Origin of the sequence: Streptomyces indicus (genome assembly GCF_900100315.1) — a bacterium.
GTDB lineage: Bacteria > Actinomycetota > Actinomycetes > Streptomycetales > Streptomycetaceae > Streptomyces > Streptomyces indicus.
Map to the genome: position 1 here is coordinate 112,986 of NZ_FNFF01000004.1, position 26,550 is coordinate 139,535.

27 protein-coding genes are annotated in these 26,550 nt (G+C 72.5%); 17 read left to right on the forward strand and 10 right to left on the reverse strand.

Annotation, left to right across the window (positions count from 1 at the left end; genetic code table 11):
• Window positions 1-35 precede the first annotated feature (35 nt).
• On the reverse strand, window positions 36-1,361 hold the full coding sequence (locus BLT97_RS12590; RefSeq protein WP_093609268.1) for a PQQ-binding-like beta-propeller repeat protein: 1,326 nt from the start codon (window positions 1,359-1,361) through the stop codon (window positions 36-38).
• A gap of 204 nt (window positions 1,362-1,565) precedes the next feature.
• Between BLT97_RS12590 and BLT97_RS12595 the strand changes: the two genes are divergently transcribed.
• Window positions 1,566-2,555 carry a small ribosomal subunit Rsm22 family protein gene (locus BLT97_RS12595; RefSeq protein ID WP_093609270.1) on the forward strand — a complete coding sequence of 330 codons (990 nt, stop codon included), beginning with the start codon at window positions 1,566-1,568 and terminating at the stop codon, window positions 2,553-2,555.
• 42 nt (window positions 2,556-2,597) lie between these two features.
• Here BLT97_RS12595 and ddaH read toward each other — a convergent pair whose 3' ends face one another.
• Window positions 2,598-3,422: a dimethylargininase gene (gene ddaH, locus BLT97_RS12600; RefSeq protein WP_342742728.1), complete on the reverse strand. Its 825-nt coding sequence runs from the start codon at window positions 3,420-3,422 to the stop codon at window positions 2,598-2,600.
• Window positions 3,423-3,730: 308 nt separating this feature from the next.
• On the opposite strand from ddaH, the gene BLT97_RS12605 reads away from it, so the two are divergent.
• Window positions 3,731-4,039, forward strand: a complete 309-nt coding sequence (locus tag BLT97_RS12605) for a hypothetical protein (protein WP_093609274.1) — start codon at window positions 3,731-3,733, stop codon at window positions 4,037-4,039.
• 102 nt (window positions 4,040-4,141) lie between these two features.
• On the forward strand, window positions 4,142-4,792 hold the full coding sequence (locus BLT97_RS12610; protein ID WP_093609276.1) for a TetR/AcrR family transcriptional regulator: 651 nt from the start codon (window positions 4,142-4,144) through the stop codon (window positions 4,790-4,792).
• Window positions 4,793-4,834: 42 nt separating this feature from the next.
• On the opposite strand, the gene BLT97_RS12615 is transcribed toward BLT97_RS12610, so the two are convergent.
• Window positions 4,835-5,773 (reverse strand): glycerophosphodiester phosphodiesterase, encoded by a 939-nt coding sequence (locus BLT97_RS12615; RefSeq protein ID WP_093609278.1) that lies wholly within the window; start codon window positions 5,771-5,773, stop codon window positions 4,835-4,837.
• 158 nt (window positions 5,774-5,931) lie between these two features.
• Between BLT97_RS12615 and BLT97_RS12620 the strand changes: the two genes are divergently transcribed.
• Window positions 5,932-6,654, forward strand: a complete 723-nt coding sequence (locus BLT97_RS12620; protein ID WP_093609280.1) for a bifunctional DNA primase/polymerase — start codon at window positions 5,932-5,934, stop codon at window positions 6,652-6,654.
• A 79-nt stretch (window positions 6,655-6,733) separates the two neighbouring features.
• Here BLT97_RS12620 and BLT97_RS12625 read toward each other — a convergent pair whose 3' ends face one another.
• Both BLT97_RS12625 and BLT97_RS12630 read right to left on the reverse strand, forming a co-directional pair.
• The gene (locus BLT97_RS12625) at window positions 6,734-7,399 is read right to left on the reverse strand and encodes a PhzF family phenazine biosynthesis protein (RefSeq protein WP_245769292.1); all 666 of its coding nucleotides are present in this window, start codon (window positions 7,397-7,399) and stop codon (window positions 6,734-6,736) included.
• Window positions 7,396-8,367 (reverse strand): helix-turn-helix domain-containing protein, encoded by a 972-nt coding sequence (locus BLT97_RS12630; RefSeq protein ID WP_218137299.1) that lies wholly within the window; start codon window positions 8,365-8,367, stop codon window positions 7,396-7,398. Before BLT97_RS12630 ends, BLT97_RS12625 begins: the two co-directional genes overlap by 4 nt.
• A 173-nt stretch (window positions 8,368-8,540) precedes the next feature.
• Between BLT97_RS12630 and BLT97_RS12635 the strand changes: the two genes are divergently transcribed.
• Complete coding sequence (locus BLT97_RS12635; protein ID WP_093609284.1) at window positions 8,541-8,936, forward strand: cupin domain-containing protein; 396 nt, start codon at window positions 8,541-8,543, stop codon at window positions 8,934-8,936.
• 114 nt (window positions 8,937-9,050) lie between these two features.
• On the opposite strand, the gene BLT97_RS12640 is transcribed toward BLT97_RS12635, so the two are convergent.
• Window positions 9,051-10,616 carry an HtaA domain-containing protein gene (locus BLT97_RS12640; protein ID WP_093609286.1) on the reverse strand — a complete coding sequence of 522 codons (1,566 nt, stop codon included), beginning with the start codon at window positions 10,614-10,616 and terminating at the stop codon, window positions 9,051-9,053.
• 55 nt (window positions 10,617-10,671) lie between these two features.
• Window positions 10,672-12,132, reverse strand: coding sequence for an HtaA domain-containing protein (locus tag BLT97_RS12645; RefSeq protein WP_093609288.1), 1,461 nt, complete (start codon window positions 12,130-12,132; stop codon window positions 10,672-10,674).
• A 165-nt stretch (window positions 12,133-12,297) separates the two neighbouring features.
• Here BLT97_RS12645 and BLT97_RS12650 point away from each other — a divergent pair, with 165 nt between their 5' ends.
• The 5 genes from BLT97_RS12650 to BLT97_RS12670 all read left to right on the forward strand — a co-directional run bounded on the left by BLT97_RS12650 (window position 12,298) and on the right by BLT97_RS12670 (window position 18,414).
• Window positions 12,298-13,311 (forward strand): heme/hemin ABC transporter substrate-binding protein, encoded by a 1,014-nt coding sequence (locus BLT97_RS12650; RefSeq protein ID WP_093609941.1) that lies wholly within the window; start codon window positions 12,298-12,300, stop codon window positions 13,309-13,311.
• The gene (locus BLT97_RS12655) at window positions 13,308-14,423 is read left to right on the forward strand and encodes a FecCD family ABC transporter permease (RefSeq protein ID WP_425442687.1); all 1,116 of its coding nucleotides are present in this window, start codon (window positions 13,308-13,310) and stop codon (window positions 14,421-14,423) included. Before BLT97_RS12650 ends, BLT97_RS12655 begins: the two co-directional genes overlap by 4 nt.
• Entirely contained in the window at window positions 14,414-15,250 is an 837-nt protein-coding gene (locus tag BLT97_RS12660) for a heme ABC transporter ATP-binding protein (RefSeq protein WP_093609937.1), read from the forward strand. Before BLT97_RS12655 ends, BLT97_RS12660 begins: the two co-directional genes overlap by 10 nt.
• Before the next feature lie 177 nt (window positions 15,251-15,427).
• Window positions 15,428-16,417, forward strand: a complete 990-nt coding sequence (locus BLT97_RS12665; RefSeq protein ID WP_093609290.1) for an SCO2278 family lipoprotein — start codon at window positions 15,428-15,430, stop codon at window positions 16,415-16,417.
• 647 nt (window positions 16,418-17,064) lie between these two features.
• The gene (locus tag BLT97_RS12670; RefSeq protein ID WP_093609292.1) at window positions 17,065-18,414 is read left to right on the forward strand and encodes an MFS transporter; all 1,350 of its coding nucleotides are present in this window, start codon (window positions 17,065-17,067) and stop codon (window positions 18,412-18,414) included.
• Window positions 18,415-18,436: 22 nt separating this feature from the next.
• Here BLT97_RS12670 and BLT97_RS12675 read toward each other — a convergent pair whose 3' ends face one another.
• Window positions 18,437-18,661, reverse strand: coding sequence for a hypothetical protein (locus tag BLT97_RS12675; RefSeq protein WP_176953746.1), 225 nt, complete (start codon window positions 18,659-18,661; stop codon window positions 18,437-18,439).
• 80 nt (window positions 18,662-18,741) lie between these two features.
• Here BLT97_RS12675 and map point away from each other — a divergent pair, with 80 nt between their 5' ends.
• Together map and BLT97_RS12685 are read left to right on the forward strand one after the other, a co-directional pair.
• Window positions 18,742-19,599 carry a type I methionyl aminopeptidase gene (gene map, locus BLT97_RS12680; RefSeq protein WP_093609296.1) on the forward strand — a complete coding sequence of 286 codons (858 nt, stop codon included), beginning with the start codon at window positions 18,742-18,744 and terminating at the stop codon, window positions 19,597-19,599.
• 231 nt (window positions 19,600-19,830) lie between these two features.
• Entirely contained in the window at window positions 19,831-20,493 is a 663-nt protein-coding gene (locus BLT97_RS12685) for a biliverdin-producing heme oxygenase (protein ID WP_093609298.1), read from the forward strand.
• A 48-nt stretch (window positions 20,494-20,541) separates the two neighbouring features.
• On the opposite strand, the gene BLT97_RS12690 is transcribed toward BLT97_RS12685, so the two are convergent.
• Complete coding sequence (locus tag BLT97_RS12690) at window positions 20,542-21,156, reverse strand: hypothetical protein (RefSeq protein WP_093609300.1); 615 nt, start codon at window positions 21,154-21,156, stop codon at window positions 20,542-20,544.
• Window positions 21,157-21,397: 241 nt separating this feature from the next.
• Between BLT97_RS12690 and npdG the strand changes: the two genes are divergently transcribed.
• Both npdG and BLT97_RS37840 read left to right on the forward strand, forming a co-directional pair.
• The gene (gene npdG, locus BLT97_RS12695) at window positions 21,398-22,114 is read left to right on the forward strand and encodes an NADPH-dependent F420 reductase (RefSeq protein ID WP_093609302.1); all 717 of its coding nucleotides are present in this window, start codon (window positions 21,398-21,400) and stop codon (window positions 22,112-22,114) included.
• 93 nt (window positions 22,115-22,207) lie between these two features.
• Window positions 22,208-22,378, forward strand: a complete 171-nt coding sequence (locus tag BLT97_RS37840) for a hypothetical protein (RefSeq protein WP_176953747.1) — start codon at window positions 22,208-22,210, stop codon at window positions 22,376-22,378.
• A gap of 22 nt (window positions 22,379-22,400) precedes the next feature.
• Here the strand turns inward: BLT97_RS37840 and BLT97_RS12700 are convergent, their stop codons facing one another.
• Window positions 22,401-23,198, reverse strand: a complete 798-nt coding sequence (locus BLT97_RS12700; protein WP_093609304.1) for a site-2 protease family protein — start codon at window positions 23,196-23,198, stop codon at window positions 22,401-22,403.
• A 266-nt stretch (window positions 23,199-23,464) separates the two neighbouring features.
• Here BLT97_RS12700 and panB point away from each other — a divergent pair, with 266 nt between their 5' ends.
• The 3 genes from panB to BLT97_RS12715 all read left to right on the forward strand — a co-directional run bounded on the left by panB (window position 23,465) and on the right by BLT97_RS12715 (window position 26,477).
• Window positions 23,465-24,364 (forward strand): 3-methyl-2-oxobutanoate hydroxymethyltransferase, encoded by a 900-nt coding sequence (gene panB, locus BLT97_RS12705; protein WP_245769293.1) that lies wholly within the window; start codon window positions 23,465-23,467, stop codon window positions 24,362-24,364.
• A gap of 239 nt (window positions 24,365-24,603) precedes the next feature.
• Window positions 24,604-25,626, forward strand: coding sequence for an ATP-binding cassette domain-containing protein (locus BLT97_RS12710; RefSeq protein WP_093609308.1), 1,023 nt, complete (start codon window positions 24,604-24,606; stop codon window positions 25,624-25,626).
• Window positions 25,623-26,477: an ABC transporter permease gene (locus BLT97_RS12715; protein WP_093609310.1), complete on the forward strand. Its 855-nt coding sequence runs from the start codon at window positions 25,623-25,625 to the stop codon at window positions 26,475-26,477. The genes BLT97_RS12710 and BLT97_RS12715 overlap by 4 nt, the downstream gene beginning before the upstream one ends.
• Window positions 26,478-26,550 lie beyond the last annotated feature (73 nt).

Sequence of the window (26,550 nt, forward strand, 5' to 3'; positions counted from 1 at the left end):
GGCAGCCCGGTGTTCGTACGTACGCGGACGCCGGCTCAGTTCTTCGCCGCGTACCCGACGAGATGGTGCACGTCCCGGCCGTCCGTCCAGCGGAAGATCCCCACCTCGCCGAGGTCGTGCACCGGCAGCCGTGCCGACCCGGGCAGGGCCTGCGGCTCGGGCACGGCGATCCGTACCGACACCGGCGTACCCCCGCCGCGGAGCGCGTCCTCGGGCGAGCGCGCGCCGCTCGCCCCGTACGCGACACCGCTGTCCCCGACGGTGGCGAGCGTCACGGGCTTGGCGCCGCTCCCGGCGGCGAAGCAGTGACCGCTCTTCCCCTCCAGGTCGAAGGCGAGCTGCCCCGCGACCAGATACCGGCCGTCGGGCGAGGTGACGGCCGCCGGGTAGCGGCCGGGCCGCAGCGCCGGACGGGGGCACTCGGCGGAGGCGAGCACCTTGCCGCTCGCCCCGTCGTGCACCGCCCAGATCTCCCGGTCGACGGGCTTGTTCTTCGCGGGCTTGTGGTCCCAGCGCGCCAGCACCCGGTCACCGGACACGGAGACGGCCGTCCCGGACACACCGCCCTTGGGCGCGGCCTTCCGCCCGTGCCAGGCCCCGCGCACCCAGAACTCGCCCTCGCCGTTGACCAGCGGCCCCTTGCTGGTGACCCCCACGACCTCGGTCAGCCGCCGGCAACCGGCACAGCCCTTGGGGTACTTGAGGTCGCCCGCCTTGTACGTGGCCGTCCGCGCCGTCTCCGGATCGAGCACCGCGGCCGTGCCGGAGCCGACGCCGACCACGAGCCCCGGCCCGGACGCGCTCACGGACGGAGCGGCCTCCCACGGCAGCTCGACCCGCTGCCGTGCACCGCCCACCGCTTCGTACAGGTCGACCACGAGCACCCGGTCCGCCTCGCTGAGCGGATCACCGCCGAGCTTCCCGTACGACCAGGTGGCGAAGTACTCCCGGCCGTCCTTGGCGACGGCGGCCAGCCGCGGCACCGTGCCGGGCGCGGCGGACAGCGGCCGCCAGGCCTCGCCGGCCCAGGCCTGCTTTCCCGTACGGACGTCGACGGCCCGCAGCCGGAAGCGGCCGCCGTCGGCGCGCTGGAGATACGTGAGGACCCGGGCGTGCGGCGCGAGCGCGTACTCCTCGGAGACACCCGAGAGCTCCCAGCCCTTCCCGGAGTCGTACGCGGCGGGCACGTCGAGCCGGGTCGCGGGGCCCCGGCCCGTCGCGGCCGGCTTCTTCGGCGGGCTGCCGTCCCCGGAGTCGTCCCCGGAGCCGTCCTTCTTCCCGCCGCAGGTCGCGAGCAGGAGCAGCAGGGCCAGGACCACCACGCCCACGACGAGGCCGGTGCGCACGATCTTGTCTCCCACTGGTCCCCCCGGTGCGCGACAGTCCGCTCCGCCGGTCGGCTCGTCCTGCCCACCGGCGATCACCGGCAGCGTAGCAACGGGCGCACCCGCCACAGGAGTTCAGCGCCGTCACTGTCCGGATGCAGCCGGGTACGCGGACCGTGACAGTCCGCCCCCTGCCCGGTGCGCACCGGCGGCGCCCCGCGCACCGCCTAGAATCCCGCCGTGAACGCCCCCCTTCCTCCCGCCGATCTCCTGCGCACCGCCCTTGCGGACCTGCTCGACGGGCTCCCGCCCAAGCAGGCCGCCCAGGCCGTCGAGCGGCTGATCGCCAACTACCGCGGCCGGACCCCGACCGACGCCCCCGTGTTGCGCGACCGCTCCGACGTGGCCGCGTATGCCGCGTACCGGATGCCCGCCACGTTCGAGGCGGTACGGGGCGCACTGGACGCACTCGCCGACGCGGCCCCCGGCTGGGCACCGGCCCGCCACACCGACATCGGCGGCGGCACCGGCGCGGCCACCTGGGCCGTGAGCGCCACCTGGCCCGAGCCGCGGCCGGTCACCGTGCTCGACTGGGCCGAGCCCGCCCTCGCCCTCGGCCGCGAACTGGCCGGATCCCACCCGCTGTTGAGCGCCGCGGAGTGGCGCAAGGCGAGGATCGGATCGGCGCTCGCCCTCGACGAGACGGACCTCGTCACGATCTCGTACGTGCTCGGCGAGCTGACCGCCGAGGACCGCACCGCCGTCGTGGCCGCCGCCGCGGGCGCCGCGCAGGCCGTCGTGGTCGTCGAGCCCGGCACCCCCGACGGATACACCCGGATCATCGAGGCCCGCGACGCCCTGATCGCGGCCGGCTTCTCGATCGCCGCGCCCTGTCCGCACAGCGCCGCCTGCCCGATCGAGCCCGGCCGCGACTGGTGCCACTTCTCCGCGCGGGTGAGCCGCTCCTCGCTGCACCGGAAGGTCAAGGGCGGGTCGCTCCCGTACGAGGACGAGAAGTTCGCCTACGTGGCCGCCGTGCGGTTCCCCGCGGAGCCCGCGCCGAACCGCGTCGTGCGCAAGCCGCAGATCCGCAAGGGGCAGGTGCTGCTCGACCTGTGCACGGCCGAGGAGGCACTCGGCCGCGAGACGGTCACCAAGCGGCACGGCGCGCTGTACAAGGCGGCCCGTGACGCGGAGTGGGGCGACCCGTGGCCGCCCCACCAGGAGTGACGCCCAGGGGCGCAGGGCCCCTGGGCGCCAACAGCGCGATGCTCAGGAACGCAGCTCCTGCGTACAGCACTTCACGCTGCCGCCGCCCTTGAGCAGCTCACCGAGATCCATCCCGACCGGCTCGAACCCGCGCTCGCGCAGCGGCTCGAACAGGCCCACCGCGCCCTGCGGCAGCAGCACATGGAGCCCGTCGGAGACGGCGTTCATGCCGAGCGCGGCCGCATCCGGCTCGGACGCGATCAGCGCGTCGGGGAACAGCCGGCGCAGCACCTCCCGGCTGCCCTGCGAGAACGCGCCCGGGTAGTACATGACCTCGTCCGCCTCGTCGTCCAGGACCGCGAGGGCCGTGTCGAGGTGGTAGTAGCGCGGGTCGACCAGGTCCAGGCCGATCACCGGGCGGCCGAAGAACTCCTGGGCCTCGCCGTGCGAAAGCGGGCTGGCGCGGAAGCCGCGGCCCGCCAGGATCCACGAGGAGGTGACGGCGAAGTCGCCCTCGCCCTCGTTGATGTGCACGGGCTCGGCGACCTCGGCGAAGCCGTGGGCGCGGAACCAGGCCAGGTGCTCGGCGGCCTCCTCGGACCGCTCGGCGTGCGCGAACCGGGCCCCGAGCACGCGGCCGTCGATCACGGTCGCGCCGTTCGCCGAGAACACCATGTCCGGCAGCCCGGCCCGCGGCACGAGCTCCTCGACGGTGTGGCCGAGTGCGCGGTAGCGGTCCCGCAGGTCCTCCCACTGCGCGAGCGCGAGCGGGACGTCGACGGGCTTGCCGGGATCCATCCAGGGGTTGATGGAGTAGGTCACCTTGAAGTGCTCGGGTGGGCACATCAGATAGCGCCGGGGTCGGGCGCTGCGAGGCGCAGTACGCAAAGAGGGCTCCTCACGATCGGCCAGGACTCACCAGCCACGAGGCTGGTGCTGCCCATGGTCCGCTGCGAATGGCCCGGTTGCGCGGTGGCGAACGGGTTGTTTTCCCCGCGTCGTGGCAGGGCCCGCCGCCCGCCCTCGCGCGCGGCGTCCGGAAGGGCTCAGAAGAACGCCGCCGCGGGCCGCTGCACCGGGCGTAGGAAGGACCAGCACGGGCGCGCGTGCGCGGCCGCTTGCCGCCCGCCCGGCCCGGTGCTTGCTTGTTCCGTGAGCGCGTCCCGGCCCGGGGCGCGACTGCGGGGGAGGTCCCCATGAGCCAGAAGTTCGTCCAGATCATCGACTTCGCGTCGCAGCGGTTCGACGAGATGCGGGAGATCCTCGACCGCTTCGAGCAGCGGATGCAGGGCACGCCGGGCGGCCCCACGCACCGCATCCTGCTGGCGGACCGCGAGCAGTCGGGGCGCTACCTCGCGATCATCGAGTTCGAGTCGTACGAGGACGCCGCGCGCAACAACGACCGTCCCGAGGTGGCCGAGCTCAACCAGCAGCTCTCGGCGCTGTGCACGCGCCCGCCGGCCTTCACGAACTGCGACCTGAAGGACTCGCGCGAGCTGAAGTGACGGCGAGCTGGAGGAGTCGCAGGCGCCGAAGCGGCAAGCGGGACGATACGAAGCGCCAAGCGAGACGATACGTATCGCCTCGCTTGCTGCTACATTCGACGCATGGCCCCGAAGACCCCTGCCCCCAAGACCTCTGCCGCCAAGTCCGCCCCCGACGCCAAGCGCCGCAGCGAGCGTTCGCGGCGCGCCATCTACGAGGCCGCGCTCTCGATGGTGAGCGAGGTGGGCTACGGCAAGGTCACCATCGAGGGGATCGCCGCGCGCGCGGGCGTGGGCAAGCAGACGATCTACCGCTGGTGGTCCTCGAAGGCGGAGGTGCTTCTGGAGGCCTTCGTCGACCTGGGCCAGCAGGCCGCCGAGGCCGCGGGCGGCGAGGACGCCTTCGCCGCGCTGCCGGACACCGGGGACGTCGCGGCCGACCTCAAGACGGTGCTGCGCGCCACCGTCGACGAACTGCTCGACGAGAAGTACGACGCCCCCTACCGTGCGCTCGCTGCGGAGGGCGTGGTCAACCGCGAGCTGAGCGAGAAGTTCGTCCAGGCGCTCCTCGAACCCGGCCTCAGGCTGTACGTCGCGCGCATCGAGAAGGCGCAGCGGGACGGCCAGATCCGCGCGGACCTCGACCCGCGGATCGCCATGGAGCTCTTCGTCTCACCGCTGGCCCAGCGCTGGCTCCAGGGGACGGGCCCGCTGACGCACGCGTACACGGACACGGTCGTGGACTACGCGCTGCACGGACTCGCGCCGCGCTGACCGCCGGCGGTCCGCGACCGGCAGCCCTGGCTCAGCTCCGGCTCAGCCCTCGCTCAACGGGCGGGCCCGGACCGGGCCCTGCACCGGGGTGCGGGACAGCAGGCCGGGCGCGTCCGTGATCACGCCGTTGCAGCCGAGCCGCAGCACGCGGTCGCGCTGCTTCGGGGTGTTCACCGTGTGCGCCCACACCCGCGGGATGCCCGAGCGCACCGCGCGCTTCAGGTCCTCGTCGCGCGCCCGGTAGTCCACGTCGAGGACGGCCACGTACGGCCGGAAACGCTCGAAGCGGTCCGTGCGCATCTGCTGGTACGAGCGCCACAACTGGGCGGTAAGGCCCAGCTGGTGGGCACGCTTGGCCACGGCCGGCTTGTTGGAGTTGACCAGCACCGAGCGCGTGAGCCCGCGCCTGTGCACCATGCGCGCGAGCGTCCTGACGCTGTCGGCGTCCTTCGCCTCCAGCATGAGCACGACCTTGCCGCCGAAGCGGTCGAGCACCTCCGCGATGGTCGGCGGCCGCTCGGGCCGCCAGCTGTCGCGCAGCGCCGAGTCGGGGCGGCTGCGGACCTGGCGCCACTCCTTCAGGGTCAGTTTGCGGACCGGGCCCGTCTTGTCGGTCGTACGGTCCAGGGTGCGGTCGTGCATCGCCACCAGCGTGCCGTCGCGCAGCATCCGCGTGTCCACGTCGAGCACCTGCGCCGTGCCCCGCTGGTACGCGGCGACCAGGCCCGACATGGTGTTCTCCGGCACTTCCAGGGCGCCCCCGCGGTGCGCGGTGTAGACGACGGGCGGCAGCGCGTCGACGGTCACCGGAGAGCGGTCGGCGCGTGGGGCGGCGGGTGCGGAGGGGGCCGCGGGCGTGACGGCCGCGTGCGGGAAGGCGGCGGGGGCGGCCGGGGCGGGGGCGGCGTGGGCCGGGGTCAGGCCCGTGACGGCGAGAGCGGTGACGGCGGTGAGCGTGACCGGTGCGGCGAGGGTGACCATGACGACACGGTAGGTGCACAAATCCTGACTTGCCCGGCATCGACACCCGTCCGCGCTGCCCGCCCCCGGGCCCCCGGATACGGGGTGCGGCCACCCGGGGCGCAGGATGGTGGCACCATGGACGCCACGGGCGAGGGGAATGCGAGGTTAGGGGATAGATGGGCGAGGAGTTCGGACGCCGCTCCGGCGGACAGAGCAGGTTCTCCCAGTGGCTGCGTACGCGACGCCCCAAGGACACGGGCGACGGCGGCCGCGAAGCCCTGCTCGTCGCCGCCGCGGCAGCGGGCCTGCCGCTCGCACCGGCCGCGCACCCCGCCGGCTACCGCTGCTCCTGTGACCGCATCGGCTGTCCCACGCCCGCGCGCCACCCCGTCTCGTTCGCCTGGCAGACGCAGTCCACGACGGACAAGGCGCAGATCGAGCGCTGGGCCCGGCATCAGCCCGAGGCCAACTTCATCACCGCGACCGGCATGGTCCACGACGTGCTCGACGTACCGGCCGAGGCCGGGCGCGCGGCGCTCGACCGGCTCCTCGAAGCGGGCGTGGCCGTCGGTCCCGTGGCCGAGTCCGGCGACGGCCGCATGCTCTTCTTCACGGCCACCCGCGGCACCCCCGAGGACGAGGACGAGTGGTGGCCCTGCGAACTGGACTGCCACCCCGAGACGATGGACGAGCATCCGGGTCTGCGCTGGCACTGCCGTGGTTCCTACGTGCTCGTCCCGCCCGCGCGGCTGCCCGGTGACCTGTCGGTGGACTGGGTCCGCGGGCTCGAACACCCGCTGCCGGACCCGCTGACGCTGCTCGAGACCCTGACCGACGAATGCGCCCGGGTGGCGGGGGAGTCCCCGGACCCGGCGGAGGCGTGGCCGCTGCGGCGGTAGTCCGGTCGGGCTTCGCCGTGGGCGCTCGCGCCCCGGCGATCCGTGTGCGGCAGCCGTCCGCAGTCGACGGGCGCCGCCGTCAGCGGCGGGTGAGGGCCACCCGGCCCCCGACCTCGATCAGTCCGTCCGGCCCGGGCGCCGTGAGGATCTGCGAGCCCGCGCCCTGCGTGATGTTCAGGGCCCGGCCCAGGTGGTGGGTCAGGCGCAGGGCCGCGGCCCCCGTCGCCTCGTCCTCGTCGATGCCGTCGCCCCGGCCGGGGAACGCCCGGGCCCGTACGCGCCCGGCCGCCTCGTCCTGCCAGGCCCACGCATAGATCCACTCACCGGGCGGCGGTACGTCGAGTGCGTTCACCTCCTCGGGTGAGGAGTGCTGCCGCAGCGTACGGTCCGGCGCCCACTCGGCCCGTGCCGTGATCCATGTGAACTCGCCGTCCTGGCGCACCGCGACGACCCCCGCCGGGGTCACCAGCTCGGGCAGGTCGAGCAGCCAGGCCGCGCCGACGCACGGGTGGCCCGCGAACGGCAGCCGGACGCTCGGCGTGTGGATGTCGATCACGCCGCGCTCGTCGTCGTCCACGAACACCGTCTCGCTGTAGCCGAGTTCGGCCGCGAGCCGCTGCCGCGCCGCAGCGTCGCGAACCGCCGCGCCGTCGCGTACGACACCCAGCAGATTGCCGTGCCCGCCGTCGGGGCCGCAGAAGACCCGGACCACGTCGAGGCGCACACCAGAGGCTTGTTCCGTCACCCGGGCATTGAAGCACTGCCGCGCCGGCCCGCCGCCACGGCCCGTACGGTGCGGTCGACGGTCCGTGCGGCGCCGTCCGTGACTCGTGCGGCGTCGACGCCGGACCGCGTCGTGTCGCCGGCCGCCCAGGCGGTGTCGTCCACGGCCAGCCAGGGAGCCGCGGCCACGGCCGTGGGCGTCATCCCGGCGAAGGCCAGGGCGTCCCGGTGCAGATGGGACTGGTCGGCGTAGCCGCTCTCGGCCGCGACCGCGCCCGCGCTGTGCCCCGCCGCGAGCCGGTGCGCGGCATGGTCGAAACGGACCAGCTGCGCCGCGCGCTTGGGCGTCAGACCGATCTCGGCGCGGAACCGGGACCACAGCCGCTGCCGGCTCCAGCCGACCTCCGCCGCCAGAGCGTCGATCCGGATCTGCCCCCGGTGCGCGGTCAACTCCCGCCAGGTGTGGGCGACTTCGGGGGTGGCGGAGCGGCCGGCCACGTACCGGCGCAGGAGCTCGGCGTCGGCGATCGCGAACCGCTCCTGCCAGGAACCGGCGGCGCGCAGGCGCTCCTCGACCCGGCGGGCCCCGGCCCCCCAGAGGTCCTCCAGGGCGACCATCGCCCCGCCCGCGGACGGGAGTCGGCCGCTCCCGGCGGACGGAAGGACGCCGAGCACCGCATGCGCGACGACCGGGGACAGCCGGATCTGAAGACATTCGATGCCGCTGCCGCGCACGCGCAGGCCGCCGGGCGCGAGCCCGAGCACGGTGCTGCCCCGCTGCCGCCGCCCGTCCTCGCCCTCGACGAGCAGCCCCTCGCCGAACTCGAAGGCGATCATCACCGACGGATACGGCACCACGGGGAGGTCGAGGGGCTCGGCGGACCGGTCACGGAACCCGGCCATACCCACACCCGGCAGCCTCCCCGGCCGCTGCGGGGTGGCCACCTCCCACCGCGCGGCGGCGGCACGTGCGGACTCGACGGTGCGCATGCCTCCAGGTTACGAGGCCGCCCCGGGCCGGGGCTCGGGGCATCGTGATCTGTTCAACTCGGGGCACCGTGACATTTGTTCAATACGCGGCCCGCGGCCCGCGCCGAGACTGGCGGCCTGACCACCTGCCGACAGGCAACCTGTCGACCTGCCTCGCCGAAGGATGTGACCCGGTGACCGTGACCCCGATCGATCTCTTCATGAACTTCCTGCTCCTCGACCAGGGCGGCCAAGTCCGCGCAGAGAAGCCCGTGTTCGACCCGGGCAGGGACGGCTGGCAGCTGATGACCTTCCATGTGGAGACCGAGGCCGACGTGCACGGTGACCACTGGGAGATCCACACGGCCGCCGACGAGCTCGTGGCCTGCCTCTCCGGCGGCATCCGCATGATCCTGCGCCCCCAGGAGCCGGGCGAGGACGAGGAGGAGTGCAAGCTCCCGGCCGGCACCGCGGTCGTCGTGCCGCGCGGCCGCTGGCACCGCATCGCCCTGGACGGCCCGAGCGACATCCTGTCGGTCACGCTGCCGCGGGGCAGCCGCCTGGAGAAGCGGGCCGAGGCCGAGGCCTGAGCCGCGCCCGCACACGCCGACGGCGGGCCCTGTGCACACGCCCGCACACGCCGACGGCGGGTCCTGTGCACACAGGACCCGCCGTCATCCGTCTTGCTGTGACGTGCTCAGGCCTCAGGCCTGCTCGCCCTCCGCCGTGCGCCGGCGGCGGGCCGCGTAGACCACACCGGCGCCGGCGGCGACGACCGCGGCCGAGAGGCCGAGCAGCGGGCCGGCCGGGACGTCGGAACCGGTCGCGGCGAGGTTGCCGCTGCCGCCGACACTGCCGCCGCCGACGGTGCCGCCGCCGGCCGTGGACGAACCGGCGGTCGAGCCGCCCGCCGAACCGCCGCCCGAACCGCCCGTGCCGCCGGGCAGCGTGGCGTCCTCGTCGAGCGAGAGCGCGACCGTCACCGGGTCGAGCGGGTCGCCGGCGTTGTAGGGGGAGCCGACCGTGTCGTTGGCGAAGGTCTCGGCGCCCGCGGCGGTGAACTTCGCCGGGATCTTGTCGAGGAGCAGGACGTCCTTCTCGACCTTGTACGTGGCCTTGGCCAGGTCCAGGGTCGCGAACGCGACGTCGTTCTTCGTGCCGTCGGCGGTCTTGACGTCCACGAGCAGGGTGCCGGTGGCGCCCGCGGCCTTCACCTTGACGTCGCTGAACGTCATGTCGATGCCGTGCGCCTGGTACGCGAACCGCACGCTGCCGTCGAAGGACGCGTCGACCTTCTTGGCGTCGGCGTCGAACTCGGCGCTCTTGTACGGGAATTCATAGCCGGCGGACACCTTCTCGGCACCGCCCGAGGTGGTCACCTGGCCACCGGAGGAGATGTATCGCCGGAAGGACTCCTTGACGCCCCAGGTCAGCTTCCCGTCGACGACCTGCCCGTCGGGCTGCTCGGAGCCACCGGTCCCGCCGGTCCCACCGCTGGTGGACCCGCCGGTGGTCCCGCCGGTGTCGCCACCGGTGTCGCCACCGGTGCTGCCGCCGGTGGACCCGCCGGTGTTGCCACCGGTGGAACCGCCCGTGCTGCCGCCCGTGGAACCACCGGTGCTGCCACCGGTGTTGCCGCCCGTGGAGCCGCCCGTCGACCCACCGGTGCTGCCACCGGTACCGCCGCCCGGCGCCGGTGCCTTCACGGTCAGCTCGTCGCCCGCCTCACCCTCGTACGGGCCACCCAACTGCTCAGCGGCCTGCTTGGTGAGCTTGGTCTCCATGTCCCGCATGGACTGGGTGGCCGTGACCTCGGCCAGCGGTACGTCCTGCGTCAGCTTGCCGTCACGGGTGACATCAGCGGTGATGCTCTTCGCGGCGCTGTCGAACTGGATGTCCTCCAGCTTGACCTCGAAGCCGTGCCCCTTCGGGGGCGCGAGAGAGATGATGGTGACGCTGCCCTTGAAGGCGAGCTTCGTCTCGCGCGTCGGCTCACCGGTGTACGTACCCGTGCCGCCGGTGAACGTGAACACGCCGTTGTCCGCGGCCTGGCTCGCCCCGTCCGCCGTCGTGATCGTGGCAGCGGCCCCAGTGGGGAAGTCGCGGCCCAGGTAGTCGCGGTACGACTGCTTGATCCCCCACGTCAGCGTGTAGTCCTGCAACGGCGTCTCCGCCGCGGACGCCGAGGTCATCGTCAGGGAGGTGGCGCCGAGCGCGAGCGCCGTCGCGGCGGAGGCGGCAAGCGCTATGGAGCGACGGGAGGTGGCCATGACAGTGGTTCTCCTAGGGGGAGTAAGGGAGTTGAAGAGGTGAGGAGCGGCGGGCTCAGGAGTCCTCGGAGCCTTCGGAGGCACCCGTAGCCGCCGGCGCCGTACGCCGCTTGCGTACGACCACGAACGCGGCGCCCGCGAGAAGGAGCACACCCGCACCGATACCGATCGGCACCGCGGGCGAGCCCGAAGAGGAAGAGGAGGCGACCGGCTCGGTCTTCGCGTCGGGCGCGGCCGAGGCCGAGGAAGAGGGTGCGGACGAAGCCGAGGCGTCCGACCCCAGATCGGGCAGCGCCGGCAGCTTCGCCGACGCGTCGAGCGCCACCGCGAGCGACACCGGGTCCATCTCGGTGCCCGCCTTGTACATGCTGTTGAAGGCCTTCGCCCCGTCGGCCGTCAGCTTCGAGGGCGCCTCGGTCAGCGTGACCAGACCGTCGGCCGCCTTGAGCTTCGGCGCCTCGAAAGTGACCAGCGCGGCCTGCTTCTTGTCGTACTCGGGGCTCGCGACATCCGCGTACAGCGTGGCCTTGCCGTCCTTCGACTTCACGGCGAGCGCGCTGAGTTCGACGTCGAGCCCGTGCTCGCCGGTGAAGCGCACGCTGCCCTTGAACTTGGCGTCGAGGGTCTGCTTCTGCTCGTCGAACGTGCCCTCGCCCGCGGTGAAGCGGAACAGCGCTCCGCCGTCCTGCGCGCCCCCGGACAGCTTCCACTCACCCTTGGCGATGGAGCCGCCGACGTACTCGCGGAAGGTGCGGCGCACGCCCCAGTCGACGGCGGCGTCCTCGATACGGCCCGCCTTCGCGTCCTTCTTGCCCTGGTCCTTCTTGTCACCGGACGAGCCGGAGCCCGAGCCGGAATCCGAACCCGAACCGGACGAGGATCCGGACGACTTGAGCACGTCCGCGGACAGGCTGACCGGGTCGAGCGGGGTGCCGGCCACGTAGTAGCCGGCGAAGGCGTTCGCGCCCTGCGTCGTGAGCGTGGCCGGCACGTTGGCGAGGGCGACCGGGGAGCCGCCGCCCTTCATGTTGATCCCGGAGACATTGAGGCTGGCGAGCGGCACCTGCGCGGAACTCGTCACCTTGCCGGTGCTCTTCGCCTTGCTCACCATGTCCGCGTAGAGCGTCCCGGAGCCGCCGGAGATCCGCACGGTGGGCCGGGAGATGGTGAGGTCCAGTTCGTACGAGCCGTCGGACTTCCTGTGGCCGAGGAAGCGCACCCCGCCGGAGAAGCCGGCGCTCAGCGCACCGGTGTCCGGGTTGTACGAGCCCTTGGCGGAGTGGAAGCGGAACTGGCTGGCGCCCGCGGTCGCGGCACCGGCCTGGAGCGTGTAACTGCCCTTGGCTATCGGGCCGGTGACATAGCTCTGGAACGAGGCCTTGATGCCCCAGTCGAGCCGGCCGCCCTGCACCGTACGGTCCTCCGCGTGTGCCGCCGTCACCGGCAGCAGGGCGGCGAACAAGGCCCCGAGGGCCGCTACGGCGCCGGTGCGGGCAGCTCGTCTCGGCGAAGACATCGGTCCCCCTTCAAGGTCTGGTCATTGAGGTAAGGCTAACCTAAACTATGCGCGACCTGGTGCGGAACCCCTACCGGCCCAGCAACCGCAGAGGAAACAGCAGGGCTCGGAGTGAAGCCCTCAACGGCACGACAGGACGGTGGAGTTCGAGTGACCCCGGTGCGCATGCGGCGTCCCCTGCGGCTGGCGGGCGCGCTCGCCCTCGCGGCCTGCCTGGCCCTCACGGGCTGCGGCGGCAAGGCGGACAATCCCGCCGCAACAGCAGCGAAGGCGGACAAGAAGGCTGCTGCCCCGGACCGGGTGGAGCCGCTGTCCGGTACGCCGAAGCCGCAGCTTCCCGTCACCGTCACCTCGGCGGAGGGCAAGAAGGTCACCGTGAAGTCGGCCGACCGCATCGTGCCGCTCACGGGCGCCCTCAACGAGATCGTGTTCACGCTCGGGCTCGGCGACAAGGTGGTGGCCAAGGACATCACCGCCACCTTCGAACAGGCCGGCAAGCTCCCGACGGTGACCCGCGGACACGACGTCTCCGCCGAGAGCGTGCTCTCGCTCAGGCCCACGATCGTGATCGGCGACACCACCTCGGGTCCCGCCGAGGCGATGCAGCAGATACGCGACGCGGGCATCCCCGTGGTGCTCCTGGACACCGCGAAGAGCCTGGAAGACGTGAGCGAGCGGATCGAGGACGTGGCCGAGGTGCTCGGCGTCGAGCAGGCCGGCGAGCAGCTGGTCCGGCGCACCGAGGACCGTATCGCCGCCGTACAGAAGGGAATTCCGCAGCCGAAGGACGGCAGGAAGCCGCGGGTCGCCTTCCTCTACCTGCGCGGCACCGCCGCCGTCTATCTGATCGGCGGCGCCGATTCGGGCGCCGGATCGCTGCTCGAAGCGGCCGGAGCGGTCGACGCGGGTGCCGAGTCCGGCCTGAAGAAGGACTTCACCGCGATCACCCCCGAGGCCCTCGCCAAGGCGCAGCCCGACGTGATCCTCGTCATGACCAAGGGACTCGAGTCCGTGGGCGGCGTCGACGGCCTGGTCAAGATCCCGGGCGTCGCCGAGACCCCGGCCGGCATGGACCGCCGCGTGGTCGACATCCCCGACGGCGTGCTGCTCAACTACGGCCCGCGCACCGACGAGGTGCTCAAGTCGCTCGTCGACCAGCTCTACGGCGGTGCGAAGTGACCGCCACCGTGGCCCCCTCGAAGGACGCGGAGCCCTCCGCCGCCGAAGGACCCGCGACCCCCAAGTCGCCCTCCGGCAGGGCGCGCAGGAGCATCCCGTACCTCCTGACCGTCGGCATGCTCGCCGGCCTGGTCGTCATCTGCCTGCTGTCCGCCGGGATCGGCGCGTACAAGATCCCGCTCGGCGACGTCATCGGCTCCGTGCAGCACCGCATCGGACTCGGCGGCGCCGCGCTCGACCGCGTCGGCGAGAGCGTGCTGTGGAACGTGCGCTTCCCGCGCGTGGTGCTCGCCCTCATCGTCGGCGCTTCCTTGGGCTGCGCAGGGGCCCTGATGCAGGGCGTGTTCGGCAACCCGCTCGCCGAGCCCGCCGTCATCGGGATCTCCTCGGGCGCGGCCGTCGGCGGTGTGGCCTCGATCGCGTTCGGGCTCACCTTCCTCGGCACCTGGACGCTGCCCGTCTGCGCGTTCGTCGGCGGCCTGGTGACGGTCTTTCTCGTGTACGCGATGTCACGCTCCGGCGGCCGCACCGAGGTCGTCACCCTCATCCTCACCGGTGTCGCCGTGACCGCCTTCGGCATGGCGATGATCGGCCTGTTCATCTTCTTCGCGGACAACGCCGAGGTCACCCAGATCACCTTCTGGCAGCTCGGCTCCCTCGCGCAGGCCACCTGGCCGAAGGTGCTCGCCGTGCTGCCCTGGGCCCTGGTCGGTCTCGCCATCGCGCCCTTCTACTCCCGCAAGCTGGACCTGCTCGCGCTCGGCGAGCGGCCCGCGCGCCACCTCGGGGTGGACGTGGAGCGGATGCGCGTGGTCCTGATGTTCACCACCGCGCTGCTCACCGCCGCGGCCGTGGCCGTCTCCGGCATCATCAGCTTCGTCGGCCTGGTCGTCCCGCACCTGCTGCGCATGCTCGCCGGACCCGGCCACCGCTTCCTCATCCCGGGCAGCGCGCTCGGCGGCGCCCTCGTGCTCGCCGTGTGCGACCTGACGGCCCGCACCATCGCCGCCCCCGCCGAACTGCCGCTCGGCGTCCTGACCGGCCTCATCGGCAGCCCGTTCTTCTTCTGGCTGCTGCGCCGCACCCGCCGCAAGCAAGGAGGCTGGGCATGATCCGGTCGCTGTTCTCCGTACGCCACCGGGAACTGCCCGAGCCCGTCGAGCCCGGCACCGTCCTCACCTCCGCGCATGAGCTGCACGTCAAGCTGGGCGCGCGGCACGTCCTGCGCGGCGTGGACATCGAGGCGCGGGCGAGCGAGGTCGTGGCCCTCGTGGGCCCCAACGGGGCCGGGAAATCGACCCTGTTGGCCGCGCTCGCCACGGACCTCGCCCCCGACTCCGGAACCGTGCGGATCTGCGGCAGGGACGCGGGCACGTGGAGCGCCGGCGAACTCGCCCTGCGCCGCGCGGTGCTGCCCCAGTCGGCGCAGCTCTCCTTCCCGTTCCTCGTCGAAGAGGTCGTACGGATGGGCCGGGCGCCCTGGAGCGGCACCCCGCTCGCCGACAACGACGACGAGGTGATCGCCGCCGCGCTGCGGGCCACCGAGGCCACCGAGTTCACCGGCCGCCCCTTCTCGGCCCTGTCCGGCGGCGAACGCGCCCGCGTGGCGCTCGCCCGCGTCCTCGCACAGCAGGCGCCGCTGCTGCTGCTCGACGAGCCCACCGCGGCCCTCGACCTGCGCCACCAGGAACTGGTCCTGCGGGTCTGCCGGGAGCGGGCCGCCGCGGGCGACGCGGTCGTGGTCGTGCTGCACGACCTCGGGCTCGCCGCCGCGTATGCGGACCGCGTGGCCGTGCTGCACGAGGGCACCATCGCCGCCGACGGCCCGCCCGCCGAGGTCTTCGACGGCGAGCTGCTCAGCCGCGTCTACCGCCAGCCCGTCGAGGTGCTGCCCCATCCGCGGACGGGAACGCTGCTCGTGTTCCCCGAGCGCGGCTGAACCGCGCCATGGCGCGGGGCCGGCTGACCGGCGCCATGGTGCGGGGCCGGCTTCAGGTCACGGTGTGGCTGCGCTGTGACCTCCCCGCCCGGACCCCGGGCGCGCCCCCGGTAGGGTTCCGTGCGTCAGCACTGGGGCGGGTGGTCCCCTCGGGGGCCCGGGAGCAGAAGGCGAGCCATGAGCAGGGTGAGTCGGCCGGCAGCGGCGGGGGCAGCGGTGGCGGCCCTGGCCCTGACCGCGAGCGGATGCGTGACCGTGCACGGGGAGCGGGAGATCGTCCCGGCGGCGACGAAGTCCGAGGCCGCGCGTGCCCTGGAGGAGTTCACGGCCGCGTACAACAAGGCCGACAAGGAGTACGACCCGGCCGTCTCGCGGAACCGTGTGACCGGGCCGCTCGCCGCGATCAACCAGGCGGGCCTCAAGGCGAAGGGCAAGAACGCGCCGGAGGGCAACCCGAAGCACACGGAGCTGAAGCTCACCGACGCGGCCTTCCACATCCCCAAGAAGGCGGGCTGGCCGCGGTTCTTCGTGGCCGACACCGACAGCAACCGGGACGTGGACGACGACCCGGCCAAGGACACCCACTGGTTCCTCGTCTTCGTCAAGCACGGCGCCGAGGACCCGTGGAAGGTCGCGTACCTCAACATCCTCTCGCCCGGCGAGGTGCCGGAGTTCCAGAAGGACAAGGACGGCTACGCGACCCCGGCCCCCGTCGGCACGAACGCCCTCGCCCTGGACCCCGGCAAGCTGCCCGCGGGCTATGCCACGTATCTCCAGAACGGCGGCGAGGAGTTCGCGGACGGGCCGCACACCAGCGGCTGGCGCGCGGACCGCAAGCGCCGCGAGTCCAGCCCCGGCTGGTCGCGGCAGTGGGTGGACCAGCCGGAGCAGTCCGGCGACTTCGCCCCGCTCGGCCTGCGCACGAAGGACGGCGGCGCGTTCGTGTTCTTCGCCGCCCGGCACTTCGAGAAGCAGACGGCCTCCGAGGGCCTGAAGATCAACGTCCCGAAGGACGTGCAGGCGCTGCTCACCGGCGAGGTGAAGCAGTCCATCACGCTCGAACGCGTCTCCAACCTCGCGGCCCAGGTCCCACCGAAGAACGCCGCGAAGCCGGGCGTCACGGTGGCCAGCCGGATCATGGGCATCACGAGCGCGACGGGGGAGTAGCGCGGCCCGGGCCCGCCGGACCGCCTTCCGCGTTCGTGGGGTCGCGCGCGGCGTGCGGACGATTGCGCCTCGGGTCCGCGGGCTCGCGCGCCGTGTGCAGTGGGCCGCGTCCCGCGTCTGCGGGCTCGCGCCCTGCCTTTGCCGGCTCGCGCCCTGCCTTCGCCGGGTCGCGTCTCGCGTTCGTGGGCTCGCGTCTCGCGTCCGTCGGATCGCGTCTCGCGTCCGTGCGGGCGCGCGCGGCCTTCGTCGGCCCGCCCGAGTACGTGGGCCCGCCCGAGTACGTGGGCTCGCATCCCGCTCCAGACGGTCCGCGTCCCGCGTCTGCGGGCTCGTGTCCTGCACGGGCCGGTCCGCGTCGAGCGCCCGTGGGTCGGCGTCCTGCCCCGGCCGGTCCACGCGCCGGGCGCGGGATCCGCCTCCGCCGGTCCACGGCGCGCGTCCATGGGCGCGCGTCCCGCTCCGGGCGGCCCTCGCCCTGCCCCTGCCTGTGGGCCCACGCCCCGCCTGCGCCGGCTCGCCCCTCGCGGCCGCCGGATCGCGTCCCGCCCGCCAAGGGGGGCGTCTCTGCACACCGGGAGTGCCCCGTCCGGCGCCCCCGACGGAATTGGGTTGCCGTTCGGTGGCCCCTGCACGGAACATGGCCTCCCGTGAGTGACGAGCCCGGCCGCTTCGCGGCGATACTTCCCGACCTTTCCCCCTGGCGGAGCAGCCGCGACTTCCGGCTCCTGTGGATCCAGGGCCTCGTCACGTACTTCGGCAGCTTCATGGCGATGATCGCCCTGCCGCTGCAGATCAAGGACCTCACCGAATCCCCGCTCGCCGTCGGCGCGATGGGCGCGGTCGAGCTGATCCCGCTGATCGTGTTCGGCCTGTACGGCGGCGCGCTCGCCGACGCCGTCGACCGGCGCAAGGTCATCCTGCTCACGGAGGCCGGCCTCGGCGTCCTCGCGGTGATCCTGTTCGTCAACGCGCTGCTGCCGAGCCCGATGCTCTGGCCCCTGTACGTCGTAGCGGCCTGCGTCTCCGCGCTCGCGGGCCTCCAGCGCCCCGCCCTCGACTCGCTGCTCGCACGGATCGTCCCGCACGACCAGCTCACCGCCGCCGCCGCGCTCAACGCGCTGCGCTGGCAGATCGGCGCCATCGCGGGCCCGGCCCTCGCCGGTCTCGTCGTCGCCTACGCCGGGCACGCCACCGCGTACGCCGTCACCGTCGTCGGCTTCACCGCCTCGGTGCTGCTCTGCCTGCGCCTGACGCCCGCGCCGCCCGCGCACGAGGCCGAGAAGCCCTCGCTGCGCGGGATCGCCGAAGGCGCGCGCTACGCCTGGTCGCGGCCGGTGCTGCTCGGCACGTACGCCATCGACCTGGCCGCGATGATCTTCGCCTTCCCGAACACGATCTTCCCCTTCCTCGCGGACGACCTGGACGCGGAGTGGTCGCTCGGGCTGATGTACGCCGCCGGCTCCATCGGCTCGCTCGCGCTGAGCCTGACCAGCGGCTGGACCACACGGGTGCGCCGGCACGGCCTGCTCGTCGTGTTCGGGGCCGCGTCCTGGGGCCTGGCCATCACGGCGGCCGGCTGGTTCGGCAACGTATGGCTGGTGCTCGTCTGCCTGGCCTTCGCGGGCGCGGGCGACATGCTCAGCGGACTCGGCCGCTCCACGATCTGGAACCAGACCATCCCCGACGAGCTGCGCGGCCGGCTCGCGGGCATCGAGGTGCTCTCGTACAGCGTGGGCCCGCAGCTCGGCCAGGTCCGCGCCGGTGCGATGGCGGGCTGGACCGGGACGCGGACCGCGATCTGGTCGGGCGGCGCGGCCTGTGTCGCCGCCGTCGCCCTGCTCACGGCCGCGCTGCCGCGCCTGGTGTCCTACGACGCGGACACGGACCCGGACGCGCTGGCCCGCAAGGCGGCGCGCGAGGCGGCGGACGCGGGCGCGAAGGCATCGGGTGCGGTAGCGCGGGAGGCGGGCACCACAGACGTGGTCGAGACCGCCTGAGCCGCCCGCCGCCCGGGAGGCCTCAGCTCTGCCCTTCGCCCTCGCGGTCGTGCCACCGCGGATCCGTCTCCCACTCCAGATTCCGCTCCTGGGCCGTCTGCATCGCGTGCGCGGCCTCCTCCCGGCTGGCGTACGGACCGAAGCGGTCCTTGCCGGGGCACTCGGGGCCCTCCTCGACCTTCTTGTGCTCCAGGCAGTAGTACCACTCGCCCGGCTTGCCGACCGTGCGCTTCTTGAACAGGGCCATCACCGGCTCCTTTCCCGCGGGCGGCTCATGCGCTCCCACGCCGCCATCGTGCCCGAAGACCGCTCGTTACACTCACTGGCATGTCTGTTCCGTCGCTGCTCGTACCCGGGGAGCTCTCTCCCATCCGCTCCGTGCCCGGCGCCATCCGGCGCCCCGAATACGTGGGCAAGCCGGCGCCGAAGCCGTACACCGGACCGGAGGTGCAGACCCCCGAGACGATCGAGGCGATGCGGATCGCGGGCCGGATTGCCGCCCAGGCCATGGCCGAGGCGGCCAAGCACATCGCGCCCGGGGTCACCACGGACGAACTCGACCGCGTGGCCCACGAGTTCCTCTGCGACCACGGCGCCTACCCGTCCACGCTCGGCTACCGCGGCTTCCCGAAGTCGCTGTGCACCAGCGTCAACGAGGTCATCTGCCACGGCATCCCGGACTCCACGGTCCTGGGCGACGGCGACATCATCAACCTGGACGTCACCGCGTACATCGGCGGCGTGCACGGGGACAACAACGCCACGTACCTGGTGGGCGACGTGGACGAGGAGTCGCGGCTGCTCGTCGAGCGCACTCGCGAGTCGCTCAATCGCGCCATCAAGGCCGTGAAGCCGGGCCGCCAGATCAACATCATCGGCCGCGTCATCGAGTCGTACGCGAAGAGGTTCGGATACGGGGTCGTGCGGGACTTCACCGGCCACGGCATCAACTCGTCCTTCCACAGCGGCCTGATCATCCCGCACTACGACTCGCCGCACGCCACGACCGTGATCCAGCCCGGGATGACCTTCACGATCGAGCCCATGCTCACGCTCGGCACCCACGAGTACGACATGTGGGAGGACGGCTGGACGGTCGTCACCAAGGACAGGAAGCGGACCGCGCAGTTCGAGCACACACTGGTGGTGACGGACACGGGAGCGGAGATCCTGACCCTTCCCTGAGTCCCCGCGGCCGCACTGTCCAGGCGGCCGCACCCCCGCACCCCGGGCCCGTCGGAAACGGCGGGCCCTTTGCGTTGCCCGGGAGGTTTCACCGACAGGCGTGGCCCGGGAGGTTTTACCGACAGCCCGTCCGGAAACCTTACCGACAGCCCGTCGGAAACCCATTGACTTAGGCAAGCCTAAGTAGCAGGATCAAGCTTACTTCCCGCCTTTCGGATCCGGAGGTCCGCAGTGGACGCAGCGCCCACCCCCTTTTCCACGGTCATCCGCACCGCATCGCACGAACAGCACACCGAGGCCGAGACCTCGACGTTCATGAGCGATCTGCTCGGCGGACGGCTGGGTGTGGACGCCTACACGCGCTACACCGAGCAGCTGTGGTTCGTGTACCGGGCGCTGGAGGACGCGGCGCCGGCGCTCGCCGAGGACCCGGTGGCCGGACCGTTCATCCAGCGCGAGCTGCTTCGCACCGACGCCCTGGAGCGCGACCTCACGCATCTGCACGGCGGCGAGGGCTGGCGCGAGACCCTGCGCCCGCTGCCCGCGACCCAGGTCTACGCGGACCGGGTGGCCGAATGCGCCCGCACCTGGCCCGCGGGCTACGTGGCGCACCACTACACGCGCTACCTCGGCGACCTCTCCGGCGGCCAGATCATCCGCGACAAGGCCGAGAAGACCTGGGGCTTCAGCCGCAAGGGCGACGGCGTGCGCTTCTACGTGTTCGAGGAGATCTCCAACCCGGCCGCCTTCAAGCGCCACTACCGCGAGCTGCTCGACGCCCTCGCCGTGGACGACCTGGAGAAGCAGCGCGTCATCGACGAGTGCAAGCGCGCCTTCTCCCTGAACACCGGGGTGTTCCGCGCACTGGGCGAGGAATTCCCGCTCAGCGCCTGAGAGTTGGAAGGGGCGGGGCTCGCGCAGGCGGGCCCCGCCCCCGCGCGTCTACCAGCGCGCCGGAGGCGGCGCCGTCAGCTGGTCGGCCAGCCGGGAGAGCCGGTCGCGCAGCCGCGGGCGCGAGCGCAGGGCGGGGGCCGGGGACGGCAGCGAGTTCTCGCCGGCGGCCGCGCTGACCAGGTGCTGGACCGTGTCCAGGTCCAGTTCCCGCGTGGGCGGCACGCTCAGCAACTCATGGGCCAGGGAAGGCAGTTCACCGCCGCCCGCGTCCAGCGCGAGCACCGTCGCACCCGCCCGCCGCGCGTCGTGCACCCGCGAGAGCAGCCCCTCACCGGGCGCGTCCGGGGCCACCACGAGCAGGGTCTCGCCCCGCCGGGCCGCCTCGATCCGGCCCAGACCCACGGACAGATGCGCCGGATCCGAGGCGCGCACCTCGTGCCGCACCAGCGTCGGCGTCAGCTCCGGCGTGCCCGACCAGGCCGCCTCGTCCACCAGATGCGCGGCCAGATGCCAGGGCTCGTACTCCTCGGTGCCCACCAGGAGCAGCCCGCCGCCGTGCGGCACCACCGAACCGCGCAGGGACGCGGCGAAGCGGCGGGTGGCCGAGGGCCACTCCGTTCCGGCGAGCACTTCGCGCAGCAGCGCGACCCGTACGGCGTCCATGGTTCGCATGGTGCCCCAACTCGCCCCGCGGGAAGGCAGGTTCACGGCAACTCCATGCCGAGCGGTCGGTCAGGGGAGGGAAGGTTCGTACGGGCGTACGGGCTTCGTGCGCGCGGCGGCCGATGTGCAGGCGCCCGGCGGCAGGCACGTACGCGCCGCACATTCAGGCACGTACGCGCCGAACAGTTAGCACGTCCGGGGCGAACTCAACAGGCCGCTACCGGCAAGTATCGTCAACGCCATGACTACGAATGACGCCCCCGAAGCAGCACCCAAGAAGGCCCCCGCCAAGGACCCCTGGGAGCTGCCCGACGTGTCCGGCCTCGTCGTCGGTGTGCTCGGCGGCACCGGCGACCAGGGCCGCGGCCTCGCCTACCGGCTCGCCCGCGCCGGCCAGAAGGTGATCATCGGCTCGCGCGCCGCCGAGCGCGCGCAGACCGCCGCCGACGAGCTCGGCCTGGGCATCGAGGGCGCCGACAACGCCGAGTGCGCCCGGCGCAGCGACATCGTGATCGTCGCCGTGCCGTGGGACGGCCACGCCAAGACCCTCGAGGCGCTGCGCGAGGACCTCGCCGGCAAGCTCGTCGTGGACTGCGTGAACCCGCTCGGCTTCGACAAGCAGGGCGCGTACGCCCTGAAGGTCGAGGAGGGCAGCGCCGCCCAGCAGGCCGCCGCCCTGCTGCCGGACTCCCGCGTGACCGCCGCCTTCCACCACCTGTCGGCCGTGCTGCTCCAGGACGAGTCGATCGAGGAGATCGACACCGACGTGATGGTGCTCGGCGAGGTGCGCGCCGACACGGACATCGTGCAGGCCCTGGCCTCCCGTATCCCCGGCATGCGCGGGGTCTTCGCGGGCCGGCTGCGCAACGCCCACCAGGTCGAGTCGCTGGTGGCCAACCTGATCTCCACCAACCGCCGCTACAAGGCGCACGCCGGGCTGCGGGTCACCGACGTCTGAGCCGCGGACCCCACGCGCGTACGGACGCGGGCGGGGCATGAGGGACACTGGTCGGCGTACCACCGAATGTGAGACCCGACAGGAGCCCGCCCCATGCCCCGCCTCGCTCTGTACGCGCTGATCGTCTGCGTCCTCGCCGTGGTCGCGGCCGTGGTCTCCTTCGTGCAGGGCAGCTTCATCGGGATCGTGTGGGTGCTGATCGCCGGGCTGTCCTCCAACATGTGCTGGTACTACCTGAAGAAGGGCCGCGCGGTCAGCCGCTGAGCCCGCACGGCCCCGGGCCGGGTCAGCCGCTGAGGCGGCACCCCGGGTTCTGCTCGGCCCAGAAGCGGTAGAGGTTCTGCCCGCAGTACGACTCGAACTCCTCGATCCCCAGCAGCCCGAGCAGCGAGTCGATCAGGTCGAAGAAGGCCACATTGACCTCGGGGATCCACAGCACGCCGAACACGGCGAGCAGCCCGAACGGCGCGAAGGGCTCCAGCTGGCGCCGGATCTTGTACGAGAGCCACGGCTCGATCACGCCGTAGCCGTCGAGCCCGGGCACCGGCAGGAAGTTCAGCAGCGCCGCCGTCACCTGGAGCAGGGCCAGGAACGCCAGCGCGTACCGGAACACGAGCGGCACCCCGTCCAGCGCGTCCAGCCAGAACGGCGCCGTGCAGACGATCGCGAACAGCACATTGGTCAGCGGCCCCGCGGCCGAGATCAGGCTGTGCTTCCAGCGGCCCTGGATCCGGCCCCGCTCGATGAACACCGCACCGCCGGGCAGACCGAGTCCCCCCATGATCACGAAGAGCACGGGCAGGATGATGCTCAACAGCGCATGGGTGTACTTGAGCGGGTTCAGGGTGAGGTAGCCCTTCGCGCCGATCGAGATGTCGCCGCTGTGCAGGGCGGTGCGCGCGTGCGCGTACTCGTGCAGACACAGCGAGACGATCCACGCGCCCGTGACGAACACGAAGACCGCGACCCCCGGATTGTCCGCGAACCCGGTCCACGCGGCCCAGCCGCCCGCGGCCGTGACGGCCACGATGCCGAGGAAGACGGGACTGATCCGCCGGTCGCTGCGTCGGATGGCGGTGGTCATGGGCCGGACTCCTGGCTCGTGGACGGCGGTGGCATGCGGCGGCGGGGCGGCCACGGCCCGACGCTATCGGTGTCGTAGCGGTAACGGGGGGTAGGGGGCGATGGTTCCTCGCCCGGAGTCGCGGGCCGGGCCCGCGGGGCGCCGGGGGAGCGGCTCTCAGGGGGGCCGGGGGGTGCCCTAGCCCCGACCGCCCCCGAGGTGCCACCATGGGAGGTGATCCGGGGACGCCGTCAGGGCGCCTCGAGATGACTGAAGGAGCCGTTGCCATGCCGCAGAATTCGGCTGCCCGCACGCCTGCCGCCGGCGCGGAGAAGTCCGCCGCCCAGCAGGCCACCGACAGCAGCAAGGCGCTGTACGGGGGCAAGTCCACTCGCCGTGTCACCGTCCGCGACCTCATCGCCGCCAAGGAGCGCGGCGAGAAGTGGCCCATGCTCACCGCGTACGACGCGATGACCGCCTCCGTCTTCGACGAGGCCGGCATCCCCGTCCTGCTCGTCGGCGACTCGATGGGCAACTGCCACCTGGGCTACGACACCACCGTGCCCGTCACCCTCGACGAGATGACGATGCTCTCGGCGGCCGTCGTACGGGGCACCTCGCGCGCCCTCGTCGTCGGCGACCTGCCGTTCGGCTCGTACCAGGAAGGCGCCGTGCAGGCGCTGCGCTCGGCCACCCGCCTGGTCAAGGAGGCCGGGGTCGGCGCCGTGAAGCTGGAGGGCGGCGAGCGCTCCCTCGCGCAGACCGAGCTCCTCGTCCAGTCCGGCATCCCCGTCATGTCCCACCTGGGCCTGACCCCGCAGTCCGTGAACACCATGGGCTACCGGGTGCAGGGCCGCGGCGACGAGGACGCGCACCGGCTGCTGCGCGACGCGAAGGCCGCGGAGGCGGCGGGCGCGTTCGCGGTGGTGCTCGAACTGGTCCCGGCCGAGCTCGCGGCCGAGGTCAGCCGCTCCCTGCACATCCCGACCGTGGGCATCGGCGCCGGTCCGGACTGCGATGCGCAGGTGCTCGTCTACACCGACATGATGGGCCTGACCCCGGGCAAGATGCCGCGCTTCGTGAAGCAGTACGCGGACCTGCGGGCGCAGATGGTCTCCGCGGCGCAGGGCTTCGCGCAGGACGTGGTGGGCGGAACGTTCCCGCAGGAGGAGCACACCTTCCACTGAGCCGGTGACCCCATCGAGCCGCTGATCCCATCGGGCCGCTGACGGCTCGCCTCGAACCCTGGTGGCACCACGGACCGGTCCGGCGCTTCCCCCACGCCGGGCCGGTTCGCCGTTCCTGGGGCGCAAGACAGTCCCCTCTGGGTGGGGCGACCTGCGACATCGGCGGAATATCGGCCACCGCCCACCCCTGTCGGTGACCTGTCGGTGTGCTGTCGGCGAGGGGCTCCACAGTTGTCGGCATGACGCGATCCGACAAGAACCCGAACCCCGGCCGCAACGCGGTCACCGTACGAGGGCTCGTCAAGCACTACGGCGAGACGAAGGCGCTCGACGGCGTCGACCTCGACGTGCGCGAGGGCACCGTGCTCGGTGTGCTCGGCCCGAACGGCGCCGGCAAGACCACCCTCGTGCGCATCCTGTCCACCCTCATCCAGCCCACCGCGGGCACCGCCACCGTCGCGGGCTACGACGTCCTGCGCCAGCCCCGCCAGCTGCGCCGCAAGATCGGCCTCACCGGCCAGTACGCCTCCGTGGACGAGAAGCTCGCCGGCTTCGAGAACCTCTACATGATCGGGCGGCTGCTCGACCTGTCGAAGGCCGACGCGAAGAAGCGGGCGAACGAGCTGCTCGAGCGGTTCTCGCTCACCGACGCCGCCAAGCGCACCGCGGGCACGTACTCCGGCGGTATGCGCCGCCGGCTCGACCTGGCCGCCTCGATGATCGGCCGCCCGGCCGTCCTCTACCTGGACGAGCCCACCACCGGTCTCGACCCCCGTACCCGCAACGAGGTGTGGGACGAGGTCAAGGCCATGCGCGACGAGGGCGTCACCGTCCTGCTCACCACCCAGTACATGGAGGAGGCCGAGCAGCTGGCCTCCGAGCTCACCGTGATCGACCGCGGCCGGATCATCGCCGAGGGCGGGATCGCCGAGCTCAAGGCGAAGGTCGGCGGCCGCACCCTGCGCATCCGCCCGGCCGACCGGCTGCACCTGCGCACCATGGCCGCCGACCTGGACGCCTCCGGCCTCACCGGCCTCGCGACCACGACCGTCGACGCCGAGAACGGCCACCTGATCGTGCCCGTGCAGAGCGACGAGCAGCTCACCGCGATCGTGGCCCACCTGGCCGCCGCCGGTTTCCAGCTCGCCGACATCGCCACCGAACTGCCCAGCCTGGACGAGGTGTTCCTCTCGCTGACCGGCCAGAAGGCCAGTGCTCCGCAGGACGCTCCCGCCCGTGAACTCGAGGAGGTCTCCGCATGAGCACCGCAACTCTCAACAAGCCCGCGCCCGTTGAGCAGCAGCCCCTGCTCAACGGCGAGGAGGACGGCCGTATCGGCCTGCGCGCCAACCTGCGCCACACCGGCGCCCTGATCCGCCGCAACCTGCTGTGGATCAAGAAGGACCCGGAGTCGATGTTCGACGCCCTCCTGATGCCGGTGGTCTTCACCCTGCTGTTCGTGTACGTCTTCGGCGGTTCCATCGGCAAGGCGATGGGCGGCGGCCACGACACCTACGTCCAGTACGTGATCCCCGGCATGCTCGCGATGATGTCCATGTCGATCGCCCAGGCCGTCGGCACCGGCTTCAACGAGGACTTCCACAAGGGCATCATGGACCGCTTCCGGTCCCTGCCCATCGGGCGCGGCTCCGTGCTCATCGCGAAGATCTCGGTGGAGATCCTGCGCATGCTGATCGCCACCACCGTCCTGATGGTCGTCGCGGTCCTCGTGGGCTTCGACATCGAGAACTGGCCCGGCCTGTTCGCGGCCGTGGGACTCTCGCTGCTCTTCGGCTCCGCCGTGATGTGGATCTTCCTGGTGCTCGGTGTGACCATGAAGAGCGCCCAGTCCGTGCAGGCCATCGGCTTCCTCGTGATGATGCCGCTCCAGTTCGGCTCGTCCATCTTCACGCCGACCGCCAACATGCCCGGCTGGCTGGAGAGTTTCACCAAGTACAACCCGATGTCCGGCCTCGCCGACGCGGCCCGCGGTCTGATGACGGACCAGGGCTACCCGGTCGCCCACGGCCTGTGGGTGACGCTGGCCTGGACGGTCGGCCTGACCGCGGTCATGGCCCCGTACGCCATCTACAAGTTCGCGAAGAAGAGCTGATGCGTACGGCGGGCCGGGCCCCGCAGACCTGATCCGCACCGTCGGATCGCGTCCGCGCGGCACGGATCAGAGA